Origin of the sequence: Mesorhizobium sp. M7A.F.Ca.US.010.02.1.1 (genome assembly GCF_004023085.1) — a bacterium.
Taxonomy (GTDB): Bacteria; Pseudomonadota; Alphaproteobacteria; order Rhizobiales; family Rhizobiaceae; genus Mesorhizobium.
On record NZ_RZRV01000079.1, the window covers coordinates 1 to 10,513 of the forward strand.

The following is a 10,513-nucleotide window of genomic DNA, read 5'->3' on the forward strand; positions in this document are numbered from 1 at the left end:
GCTTGGCATCCGCGTAGTCGCTGCTCCCCTCATTCCCATCGGACGCATTCATCGCCATATCGCGCGGGTCCAGATAGCCTTCGAATGCGGATTCTGCAAAAGGACCTGCCAGACACGCAACTATCTCCCGGATCGCATCATCGCGTTCCAAACATCGATCCATATCGTCCTCGAAAATCGGCTTTCGCTTCGAGGTGAATCCTTGCGCTGAATAAAAACCCGCGCCTTCGACAACACCACCGCACTCTCCGTCACCGACGTCGGGGTAAATACTAACACTTGAGAAAGCAGGGAGTTCACGGTCGTCGTCGAACGTCTGACGGTGCAAAACGATGGCGGCCACCGCGTGCCCGGCTTCGTGATGCGCCACAAGCGGCAGATATTGGGAGGCTACATTCATGCGGTGCGGCTCTCAGGTCTAGTTTGCTTTTGCGCATAGGACCGCAATTGTCGTGCCAACTGGGAAAATCGTTTCGGGCAATGCGATCGCTCCGATAGCGTTGCGTCTCCTGTCTGACATTGTTGGGAAGTCGACACGCGCCCGTCGCAATGCGGTCGACCTTCCGCGCGAGTTGGGTGACCCGTGAAGGCGGCCGACCAGGACGATGTTGCGCTGATCGGCGACGAAGGCGCGGCCGGGCGAGATCGCGCATCAGGGGGTGACCGGCGTGTCGGCGAAGTCGAAGTCGTCGATGTCCTTGGCCAGCGGCAACTTGGCGACAGCGAACTGGTATTTGATGGAGCGGGCCTGCTTCTCCGATATCTCGGCCTGCAAGAGATCACCGACAATCCTGGGCGGCTCGTGCCGTCGCTTGATGGCGACGCGCCCATGATCTCGTCATAGGCTCTGCGCATTCCGTAGAGCTTCAGCGCTCCCATCAGTTCCAGTACCTCGGTGCGTTCCATGGCTGTTTGTCCTCCTGAGACTGTCATAGCGGGTGCAGTCGGCGACCGCTCGTGAGCTAGCTTCAGCGCTTGGGGAATGGAAAGGATCGTGCCCGGCGCCGGATCGCGGCTGCGGGCCAGGATGTTGAGGATCACCGGCGCCGACGATGCACCGTGCTCGATGGCTTCCTGACAGGCGGCCTCGACCGCGCTCAATCCGTCGGTCAGCACCCAGGTGAGGATCAACACCATCTGCCGGTCGACGTCATCAACCGCCTTGAGCTGCGCCGCACCTTCTCCATTGCCGACCGCACGACCCAGCCAAGGAACGGCGCGCGCCGTGTGCCAGGGATCGTAGGCGACCTCGTTGCGGCCAAAGGAGCGAACGTGTTCTCCCACGACCACGCCATCCTCTGGCGGATGCGATCCGATCGACATAAGCATGGATCTCGATGGGCCGACCGACGGCACTCGACAGCACCGAGTATTTGTTGTTGTCGAAGCGCACCGTGCAGGTCTTCGACACCGACGGGGGAATGCAATGGAAGCCGTCGAAGCGACCGGCAGCCGCTCCCGCTGCGGCTTGGCCGCATTCGCCGACAGCAGCCGGTCCCGCGTCTCACGCCGAGCTCCCATGCGGGGATAGGGCTGGTGCTTGCGCTCGTAGCGGAACTGCGTCTCCTCAGAACGCAGGACCTTGCGCACCACCTTGCGCGAGATCTTCAGCTCACGGCAGATCGCTTTGATCGACTTCCCCTGGACCAGCGACAGCCGACGTATCTTTGCAATCGTCTCTAAAACCAACATCCAAAACACAAATGCCTCCGATCAAGCCGGAGGCATCTTGATGACCCCATCGTTAAGGGGTCCCGTTTGGACGAAAATCACCCTTTAAACAGGGTCCCCATTCCACGAAAAATCAATGCACTACCTTCCAAAGCTGCGAGAGATCGCCACCGACCGCTTTGAAGGGGCTTTCGGCGGTCTCGTCAGCGAGGTTGTGGCATGAAGAAACATCAATCCACAGCATTGGGCCGAAGCATGCCACGGGCTCATGCCGCGGGAGAGCGGGAAGATATTCTTGAAAGAAGAAGCGGTCTCCGACATCAATACCGACAGGATGGGCAGCTTTCTCACATCACTTGAGGTCGAGCGTGGCAGTTGCGACCCGCAATGCAAGGCTGGCGGCGATGCATGCCTTTGCGCGGTTCCTGATTTCGGAGCACCCCGAATATTAGGATACGCTGCAACTGGTGGTGACACTTCCCTTCAAGAGGGCGCGTGGGTGGCACCTGTCGAATATCTCGATGAGCCCGGAAATCAAGAGCGTCCTGGCGCGTATCGTCCGCCGCACGCCTTCTGGACAGCGGGATTACGCTCTGTTTTCGCTGATGTTCAATACGGATGCACGAGTTCAGGGATCCTGAATCTTCGATTGTGACCTTCGTCTGGTATCGCCCTGTCCCGCCGAGCAAAGCAACGACCGCCCCACACTGCTCACCCGGTTCGGTGTTCCATACTTGCTGCGCACACATGGCTGCGGGCGAAGGAACCACCATGGCGGAAAAAAGCATCCATCATCGCCCTTTGCGGGACACGACGGCCATCCACCTCGTCAAGGCGGGTGTTGACATCGCCACCATCAGTCGATGGCCAGGCCACTCGGGCTGAACTAACGATGCGCTACGCCCAGGCCGGTATCGATATGAAGCGGCAAGCGCTCGAACAAGGCTTCCCCGACGTGATGTCATCGGCAAAAGATCAGACGATCATCGCTTTGATGGCTGGATGTTTGGCTGGCTGCACCGCTTGTAGACGCTCAGTTATGTGGAGTTGTATCGCGGGAAGTCGCGCGTCTTGGGCTTTTGCGGTGTCAGCTCCACATCTCTCCGCAGTGCACGTTGTCACTGTTGAAGAGCCGTTTGTTCAATCTTCGTCCTGGCACGGCAAGGGTTGTCGATATTGTGGGCGTCTTGCGCTTGCCGAGCTTGTCCGAAATCCAGCGCCGGATCAGGCGTGAACACTGTTGCGTAGTTCGTCAGCCAGAGCGCGGAGAACGTCGGCGCTTCCTTCCAGCGCCGTAAAAGCGTAGGGATTGAGGAACTGTCGGCCCCAGAACAGATTGCGATCTGTGCCGGATAGCGTAGCTTCCTCGCTGACACGCGGCCAATTCTCCGCAATGCATCGGAGCTGGCCTTCAACAATCGCAAGAGCTTCCGGCGCGCTGAGCAGGAAGTGATGCGCCGCTTCAAGGCAGGACGCTATCCGGCTCATGCGGTTATTGCCGCTGATGAGCATGGCCTGGCTGGCCTCCTGGCCACTGCGGGCCTGCGGACAAATATCGTACGCAGGCGTGAGGGTGAGCTTAGCGCCGTCCCAGAATGCCGCATGGTTGCGGGCATGATCGTCGGTGTTGCCGCAAAGTATGTTGAAGACAATGCGGCTGAACAACTCGCGCAGAGTTTCCGACGGCGCGGTGAATCGGTGGCGAATGATCTCCGCCAAATCCTGGTAGCTGGCGTAACGCGCCATCATCTCATCGAGCGCGAGCATCGTCAGCGCTGAGACCATGGATTTGCGTTGCCAGCCGCCCGTGACCTTGATCCGGTCGAATCGCTCGACGAGCAACACGTCGTTGCCTGCGGCGCGAACGAGCGAGACGGATGCCGCTCTGATGCCGCACAAGGCGGCAAGCCGCATGGCTATGAATTCTCCTTTGACGACGCTGTAAAGGTCGGCAGACGAGGAAAATTTCGCGACATGCTTGACGGCGTCACCCTCGATCAGCGCCTTTGGCCTTGCGCCGCCGATCGAGCTGCCGTGATGCAGCGCCTGATCTAATTCGGGGGTGAGCGGAATACCTTTCTCTACCCGCTCCGCCGATTGGACAAGCTCTTCGAGAGTGGCATTGGCCAGTGCGCGCGGCTCGTAATGCATTGGCGAAAACTGAAAATCGAGCGCGCCGATGCGGTCCGAGCCTGATTCCAGCAAGAACGTCAGTTCTGAAATATCGAGCCGCGCGATTTCATCGCCCTTCACACCGAATTTGCGGTTTAGGATAACCCGTCGTCCCCAGGCATCAGGGGCAGCATCGCGGATGCATCCCGGCATGGTTAGGCCAGGAAGCAAAGGCAATTCGCCTGCCTTCAGGGGCAGTTCCGGGAGATAAAGCGGGATCGCGCTTCCCAGTTCACGAAAGCTCCTGCCATAGTTGAAGCTGACGAGTCCGTCATGGGCATATAGCCGCCCGGCGACAACCGGCGCGGTCTCGCCCGGCAGCCAGACCCAGACATAGGCTTCGTCGTACTTGGGGACCTTAGAACTCATCGACGATCTGCTTGCCGGCCTTGTAGACGTGCTTCGGCAGCAGCGCGATGCGATCGTCCATGCGGCCTGTGAGGGCTGTGATGCCATTGCCGTCGGCATCGAACAGCTTCACACCGACAATGGCAGCAGCTTCGAACATCAGTCCGATTTCGACTTTGGGATCGCCCTTCTCGATGCGCTGCAGGGTGCTGCGTGAAACACCGATTCTCTCGGCTAACTCCTGTGCGGTTAACCGGTGCTGCATCCGGCCAAGCCGGATGGTCTTACCGAAAAGGCCAAGCGCTTCCATCGCGTAGCGCGAATAGGTGCGTTTATACGTTGCCTTCATTCGGGTCTCTGTGACCTATGCATGATCCATATCGCCTTCTTTCGAACTTTATATAGGTAATGTCACAGAGCGACTGCCAAAGTCAAGACTCCGTATCGCAAGCGTTACCCATCCGAACGAGGAAGGCGGATATTGCCGACGGCTCCTGCACAACCGGCCAGCTCTGCGCGTCTCGGGCGAGGCGGAGATCTGGCGCTGGATCGCGGACAGCCTTGAGACGCCTCGCATGAGTCATTCATGGGCGGTCCCTGGTGCGGGGCCGCGGCGCTCGACTGCTGGCCGACATTCTCGGCGGCGGGACCCGCATCCGGCTACACCAGCACTTTTCGACCGCATACGCGCCCAGCTTCTCTCCGAAATCATTGCCAATGAGCGCGAACCTCATGCGATCGCCGAGCTGGCCTGGCGGCGCGGAATCTACGCACGCATCCGTATTCGAGACCGCCCAAGGGAGGCTGACTAGCGTAACGCCCTCCGATCTAAGCGCCTTCCACAAAGCCGCTTTCGCACGCGACGGGCTGCATGTGGCGGTCGTAGGCGACATAGATGCCAAGCCCTGAGAGTAAGGCTCTACCAGCTGTTCGGCGATTTGCCTCAGAAACTGGCGCTTGCCGGCGCGAACCAGTGGTATCGCGAGGGCGAGCACGCCGAGCGCTTTTCCTCCGCCCTCCACTGACCACAGACCCGCACGCAACGAAGCCGCGCTCGATCTTATCGTGGCGTGGCTAGGTGCAATGTTTGCTCTCGCCATCAGGCCGGCTTTCCCGATGGCGTGGTCAACCTGATCTATGCGTCCGAAGGTGATCGCGTGGGCCGTGAACTCTGCACCAATTCCAAAGATCAGCTTTACCGGTTCGAACGAGGTCGGACGGCTGCTGATGCGTCAGTGCTCTGACCAGATCAAGAAGGTCAGCCTTGAAACCGGCGGCAATGCACCTTTCATCATCTTCGATGATGCCGACATTGACGGTGCTGTTGACGGTGCGGTCCAGGCGAAGTTCCGCAATGCCGGCCAGACCTGCGTTTCCGCGAACCGCATTTACGTCCAATCGAGCGTTCACGATGAGTCCGCCGAGAAATTGTGGAGAAGGTCCGGCACTTATCAGTGGTCCGACGTCTACTCCCGGAGCGAAGCCGTCGCCAACCCAAGATCGAGTCCCACATCGCAGATGATAATTCGATGCGGGGCCGAACGATAAATATGCATGCTTTGGCCACCCCGAGGCAGGGCTCATTGAGATGATCCGACCGCCTTGGAACAAAGATGGGGTAGAGCAGATGAAGCGTTGGCAGCGTGTCTCCATTCGACGCGAGCGCTTAGGATGGGATCACGATCATTCGCATCACGCGCAGCCGCAAGGGCGATGCCATGGCTACTTTGGAATCGTTGAAGTGGTTTGAGCCGGACAGTCACAAATACACCCGTTACGCCGCGGCTCAGGAAACGGGGCGGCGTCCGGCGGTGGAGGTGCTCGCTGACTTAAAAAGGGTGCGGGCAGTCGTTGCGCTTGAGAGCGACGACATTTGGGATCCGGCACGGGGTGACCTGCTGCCAATCGGCAGTTAACAGGGTCCGACAAAAGTGTGCACAACATGCTGCTGAAGTGGCCTCCGGAAGCGCTACCGGAAGTTACGCGTCTTGAACTTGATAGGGTCGATATGGTCATACTGCATCGACGATGTCGCGCCCCTTCGGCATGCCGCGCGGATCGATGCCCGATCCGCCGTGATGAGCCTCGTCCCTCGGCCGTGCGGCAACGGAAACGGCGTCTTGCGGTTTCCCACGCTGGCCAGCCCGGCCGACAGATCGGTCAGCTCGTGGGCGACGAGGTGCACCACCTCCTCTTCCGTCGGATGCGTCCGCGGACGCCGAGCATGGCCGAAGCAAGAAGCACGCGCCGGAATTTCTCGAGAGATCTTGACCCAGACGACGACGTTTGCCGCACCCGTCTCATCCTCCAGAGGAACATGAAGCCTTTGGCCGAGCCCGGCCGCTGCCGGACCAGCACCAGGCCGGCGGCCTCGAGCCAGCTTCTGCCTCGCGCCTGCATAGCATCCTGACAGGTCACGGTGCGGCGCCGGTTAGGCGGCACGCCGATTTTGGCAACGCTAGCCTGTGAACTGAAGAATGAAGGTCGGACTTGCGGCACATCGATTAGGTTCAAATGATAAGTTGCTGCCCGGCGAGGTCGTTTCAGCGCATCTCGACTGGTGGGTCGGCAAGACAATGCGGAACGGAAATGATCGCAGGCGTAAAGGACGGCTTTCGGGGCCGGAAGCTTCAGGCCTGGAACCGGACCCCAGTTTGGCGCAAGCATCGTGGCCTCCGCCCGGTCAGGCATTCACCGGCTCGCGAAATGCCAATTGATTCTGCTTAACCGGGCATACCTAAACGGCCACTTGCGTTCCGATCTCGACCACACGTCCGGTCGGGATCTGGAAATACTCCGTCGCGTCGGCGGCCGTGCGCGCCAAGCCGATGAACAGCTTGTCCTGCCACACCGGCATGCCGGAGTTGGGTGACGCCTTGAGCGAGCGACGCGACAGGAAGAAGGACGTCGTCATGATGTCGAACTTCCAACCCTGCTTGCGGCAGATCGCCAGCGCACGCGGGATGTTAGGCTGTTCCATGTAGCCGAAGGTCAGTGTCACCCGCATGAACAGCTCATTGATCGTTTCCATCTTGATCCGCTCGCTGTCGGGCACCACGGGCTGCTGCGCCGTCACCACAGAGAGGATGACGTTCTGTTCGTGCAGCGCCTTGTAGTGCTTCAGGCTGTGCATCAACGCGGTCGGCGCACTGGCGGGATCGCTGGTCAGGAACACGGCCGTACCGGACACCAGCTGCGGTTTCTTCTTCAACAGATTGCCCGCAAGGAAATCGAGCGGAATCTGGTTCCTGCGCGTCTTGTCAAATAGATACCTGCTGCCTCTTATCCAAGTCCACATGGTCATCACGATCACTGCGGCAATGGCAAGCGAGGCCCAGCCGCCTTCGAATACCTTGACGATGTTAGCTGCAAAGAAGCCGGTATCGATGAAGACGAACACCGCCATTAAGGCTATCGCGACGCCGAGCGGCCATTTCCAGATGCGCGTCATCACAACAAAAAGCAGTATGTTCGTCACCAGCATATTGCCGGTCACCGAAATACCGTAGGCCGAGGCCAGCCGGCTGGATTCGCCGAAGCCGACCACCAGCAGCATCACCACCAGCGCCAGCATCAGGTTGATGCGCGGCAGATAGATCTGGCCCGACTGTTTTTCCGACGTGTGCTGGATGACGAAACGCGGCAGCATGTTGAGCTGTACCGCTTGCCTGGTCAGCGAAAAGGCGCCGGAGATCACCGCCTGGCAGGCGATCACGGTCGCCGCCGTGGCAAGCACGACCATCGGAATAAGCGTCCAGCCCTGGTTCATCTCGAAGAACGGATGACCGACAACGCCGCCATTTGCCAGCACGAAGGCGCCTTGCCCGACATAATTGAGCAACAGACAAGGGAACACGATCGCCAGCCAGGCGAGCACGATCGGCTTGCGGCCGAAATGGCCGAGGTCGGCGTAGAGCGCCTCGGCTCCGGTGACGGCGAGGAAGACTGCACCAACCGTAACGAAGGCGACGTCAGGCGAGTTGACCAGGAACGACACGATGTAATGCGGGCTGATTGCCAGCAGGATTTCCGGGTCGTCCATGATGTGGTTGAGCCCGGAAAGGCCGATGGCCAGGAACCACAGCGCGGTAACGGGTCCGAACACCAATCCTACGCCGCCGGTGCCAAACCGCTGTACCGCAAACACGATCGCCAGGATGGCCAGTGTCAGCGGCACCACATAGGGCTGGAACGTCGGCGTGACGACATTCATACCTTCGACCGCCGACAGTACCGAGATTGCCGGCGTAATGACGGCGTCGCCAAAAAAAAGCGCCGCGCCGACGATGCCGATGCCGATGCCGATGCCGAGGATCACCGCAGAGCAGGTCGGGAAACTGTTGCGCGCCAGCGCCATAAGCGACAGCACTCCGCCCTCGCCTCGATTGTCGGCGCGGAGCACGAACATGATGTATTTGATCGTCACGGTGATCGTCAGGGACCAGATGATCAGCGAGAGTACGCCGAGGATGTCGCCACGGCTGGCGACGTTGCCACCCGCTGATGCATGCAACGCCTCGCGAAATGCATAGATCGGGCTGGTGCCTATATCGCCATAAACGACACCTAGTGCGCCCAACATCAGCGCCTTGGTGCTGTGCTGCTCGACCTCAGAATGGCTCGATTGTTCGACAGGTTCTGCCTCGTTACCAGCATTGGTAAGGGCCATGGACGACACTCCGATAAGCGCGCGGTGCTCTACGCTTGCTGCACTGCAATATCAAGTTCCGTCACGTAATGTCTGCCGTCTCGCCTGTCGTTGCTCGCCTTGGTAGACTCGCCAGCCCGCAGCCCTACCGAGCAGCAATAGCGCCCCGGCAGAACCCTCAATCGCCCAGATCAATGAATGGTTATCGCCCACAGTGCCCCCCCGCGATGCGGCCGATGGCGACCAGGGTGTCGTGGGCGCACAAGGATGGCGCTTTCCTGATGACGCCGTGCTCCAGGTGTGATCGCACCGTTGCTGCGCAAGCCATTTACTTGCTCGTCCCAGCGAGGACCGTGGCCAACTGGAACGCAGGGCCACGCCGCTCACCGGCCGCACTTTGCGGCGCAGATAACGATTCGATCTCCGCGGCGAGATTCTGGTTGAAGAAGCCACCAAGCTTGTCGAAGGACACACGGTCGTAATATCGACATGCCAGTATCCGCAACCCAGAAAAGCTCCTTGGGCTCCGCTGCGCGCGCCACGAACAACCCGATCTTCTCTGCGAAGAGGACGCCGTAATCCTTCAGGTTGAAGCCAAACCGGGGGGCGGCCGTGACGTATGGGCGAAGGGCTAGGAGGCGGGTTCGGTGAGGAACGGCATTGATGTCCACGCCGTCTCCTGGAAAGACAGAGGAATGCGGTGTCACCGACTGGCGCCGGAGGTTGATCCGGTGATTAGGAGGAGCACTCGTTGTCGGATTCTCGACGATGTCGGACATCTGACACAACGCTGCCAGAGCGATCACGTTGTTCCGAAACGATTTTCCCAGTTGGCACGACAATTGCGGTCCTATGCGCAAAAGCACTGCGATGCCGCACCGACTGGAAGAACTCATCAATGATCACGCTTTTCGAACATGTGGGCGCCGCTACCAACACTAAGCGTTCCCGATCAAACGGAAGCCTCTATCCCTTCTTTCTGAAGGCTGTCCGGACATGAACGCATTTGATGTCCGTCCAACGCTGGATGCTCCCGACGACGATCTCTATCTTTGGCTTGAAGATGTGGAAGGCGAGCGGGCACTTGCCTGGGCCGCCGGCCAGTCGGCAAAGACCCTGAAGCACTTCAGTGGAACGCAGTTCGAGCGCGACCGCGCGACTCTGAAGGCAGGCCTGTTCCCTAAGCGGCGTCGCATCTCCCCCGGCCGAGTCGCATGGCTTGAATCCGATATCAGGGCTTGGATGGAAACTAGATCTGAGAGCCGCACCGCATGAATGTAGCCTCCCAATATCTTCTCCCGTCTGTGGCGCATCACGAAGCCGGGCACGCGGTGGCCGCCATCGTTTTGCACCGTCAGATGTTCGACGACGACCGTGAACTCCCTGCTTTCTCAAGTGTTAGTATTTACCCCGACGCCGGTGACGGAGAGTGCGGTGGTTTTGTCGAAGGCACGGTTTTCTATTCAGCGCAAGGATTCACCTCGGAGCTAAAGCCGATTTTCGAGAACGATATGGATCGACATTTCCAACGCGATGAAGCGATCCAAGAGATAGTTGCGTGTCTGGCAGGTCCTTTTGCAGAATCCGCATTCGAAGGCTATCTGGACCCGCGCGATATGGCGATGAATGCGTCCGATGGGAATGAGGGGAGCAGCGACTACGCGGATGCCAAGC

Annotated in this window: 7 protein-coding genes and 4 pseudogenes; 4 read left to right on the forward strand and 7 right to left on the reverse strand. The window is 59.5% G+C overall.

Going from position 1 to position 10,513, the window contains the following annotated elements:
• From EOA19_RS34175 to EOA19_RS36305, 3 genes and pseudogenes are all read right to left on the reverse strand, one after another.
• Positions 1 to 400 (reverse strand): hypothetical protein (locus tag EOA19_RS34175; RefSeq protein WP_164747207.1); only part of this gene is annotated, 400 nt, incomplete at its 3' end.
• Between the two features lie 192 nt (positions 401 to 592).
• Positions 593 to 906, reverse strand: a pseudogene (locus EOA19_RS34180) (ATP-binding protein); the annotation flags it as partial.
• A 10-nt stretch (positions 907 to 916) separates the two neighbouring features.
• Positions 917 to 1,450 (reverse strand): annotated as a pseudogene (locus EOA19_RS36305) (IS21 family transposase); the annotation flags it as partial.
• Positions 1,451 to 1,966: 516 nt separating this feature from the next.
• On the opposite strand from EOA19_RS36305, the gene EOA19_RS34190 reads away from it, so the two are divergent.
• Complete coding sequence (locus EOA19_RS34190) at positions 1,967 to 2,326, forward strand: hypothetical protein (RefSeq protein WP_126066776.1); 360 nt, start codon at positions 1,967 to 1,969, stop codon at positions 2,324 to 2,326.
• 569 nt (positions 2,327 to 2,895) lie between these two features.
• Here the strand turns inward: EOA19_RS34190 and EOA19_RS34195 are convergent.
• Together EOA19_RS34195 and EOA19_RS34200 are read right to left on the reverse strand one after the other, a co-directional pair.
• The gene (locus EOA19_RS34195; RefSeq protein WP_063169281.1) at positions 2,896 to 4,212 is read right to left on the reverse strand and encodes a HipA domain-containing protein; all 1,317 of its coding nucleotides are present in this window, start codon (positions 4,210 to 4,212) and stop codon (positions 2,896 to 2,898) included.
• Positions 4,202 to 4,540, reverse strand: coding sequence for a helix-turn-helix transcriptional regulator (locus tag EOA19_RS34200; RefSeq protein ID WP_063169282.1), 339 nt, complete (start codon positions 4,538 to 4,540; stop codon positions 4,202 to 4,204). The genes EOA19_RS34195 and EOA19_RS34200 overlap by 11 nt, the downstream gene beginning before the upstream one ends.
• Positions 4,541 to 5,151: 611 nt before the next feature.
• Here EOA19_RS34200 and EOA19_RS35540 point away from each other — a divergent pair.
• A pseudogene (locus tag EOA19_RS35540) lies at positions 5,152 to 5,648 on the forward strand (aldehyde dehydrogenase family protein); the annotation flags it as partial.
• 512 nt (positions 5,649 to 6,160) lie between these two features.
• Here the strand turns inward: EOA19_RS35540 and EOA19_RS34215 are convergent.
• Positions 6,161 to 6,621 (reverse strand): annotated as a pseudogene (locus tag EOA19_RS34215) (OB-fold nucleic acid binding domain-containing protein); the annotation flags it as partial.
• 307 nt (positions 6,622 to 6,928) lie between these two features.
• On the reverse strand, positions 6,929 to 8,860 hold the full coding sequence (locus EOA19_RS34220) for a potassium transporter Kup (protein WP_063169287.1): 1,932 nt from the start codon (positions 8,858 to 8,860) through the stop codon (positions 6,929 to 6,931).
• Between the two features lie 975 nt (positions 8,861 to 9,835).
• On the opposite strand from EOA19_RS34220, the gene EOA19_RS36510 reads away from it, so the two are divergent.
• Together EOA19_RS36510 and EOA19_RS34230 are read left to right on the forward strand one after the other, a co-directional pair.
• Positions 9,836 to 10,114 carry an AlpA family phage regulatory protein gene (locus tag EOA19_RS36510; RefSeq protein WP_063169289.1) on the forward strand — a complete coding sequence of 93 codons (279 nt, stop codon included), beginning with the start codon at positions 9,836 to 9,838 and terminating at the stop codon, positions 10,112 to 10,114.
• On the forward strand, positions 10,111 to 10,513 hold a 403-nt coding region (locus EOA19_RS34230), incomplete at its 3' end, for a hypothetical protein (protein WP_164747208.1). The genes EOA19_RS36510 and EOA19_RS34230, both read left to right, overlap by 4 nt.